Below are 1,013 nucleotides of genomic sequence, written 5' to 3' on the forward strand. Positions count from 1 at the left end.
TTTAAAAAGTATTGGTTTACTAAGAATGGATAATCAATTGGATGTGGAAGTTTTAAGTTCTTTGATAAAAAGCTGTAAACCTCAAAGCATGCTGCCCCCTAGGATCATTCAATCGTTGGTTCCCCACGGAAAAGAATATGCGTTGGAGGCGTTTGTCGACGGGTTTTTTGTTGATATTTTGATCCCGGAAACAAAAGAAATTATAGAAGTAGACGGTAAGCAACATGAAAACCACTGGCAGTCTTGTCTTGATCAGTTTAGAGATAAGGTATTAACAAACAGAGGATATAAAATTCGACGAGTCTCTTCAAACTATTGTGCTACAAATATTTCCGAAGAAAACGCGCAGAAAGAGGCTATGGGCGTTAGCAGAAACCCAAGATTTTTTGATTCGCATAGGTCGTCAGAATCTGGGCGTGTCCAATTATCTGAGTCCCCCCGTCATTCTACAACTGGATATCGCAGATAAACTGCGGCACGTTGGCATGTTGTATTGTCAACTAACACTTAAGGCTAATTGCAAGCACCTGACTCGGATGGCGCGATGGGAGTCACCTCTATTGCCCTCCGAGTCATAACAAATGTTCATCCCAACCAAGCAGTCCTTACTAATGATTTATCTATTTTGCCTCATTTGTGCTATCATCGAGTCCAATTTGATTATTAAATGTGGTATTCGTGAGTATACTTGACCAACTGTACGTCCAAGATTCTAAAAATTTAAATATAGCGTTCATAAAAACGTTGTATCGTTCTCGCCCTTTCAGGGACGATCGAAGTAAACAATATCCTGGCAATGTAATTCAGTATTTATTAATGCATGTTGAGAGGATAAATCCTGTTCTTAGCGCTAAAGAAGGAGAATATACAACAGCAGAATGGATAGAATACAAGCAAGTTTGTGCTAAAAGAGCGATCTCCTTAATTAATAGCAGTACCATTGATTCCTTTGCTCCAAGAGACGCATCCACCTCGTTACATCGAATGGCTAAACTAACCCTCTCCAGTGTTCA

2 protein-coding genes are annotated in these 1,013 nt (G+C 39.7%); both read left to right on the top strand.

The genetic code is table 11. The annotated features are described in order from the left end of the window. Positions 1-469 (top strand): DUF559 domain-containing protein (locus E1O47_RS12085; protein WP_207384326.1); only part of this gene is annotated, 469 nt, incomplete at its 5' end. Positions 470-678: 209 nt separating this feature from the next. Further along, positions 679-1,013 (top strand): hypothetical protein (locus E1O47_RS12090; RefSeq protein WP_133131483.1); only part of this gene is annotated, 335 nt, incomplete at its 3' end.

Source organism: Legionella yabuuchiae (genome assembly GCF_900640115.1).
Lineage (GTDB): Bacteria > Pseudomonadota > Gammaproteobacteria > Legionellales > Legionellaceae > Legionella_A > Legionella_A yabuuchiae.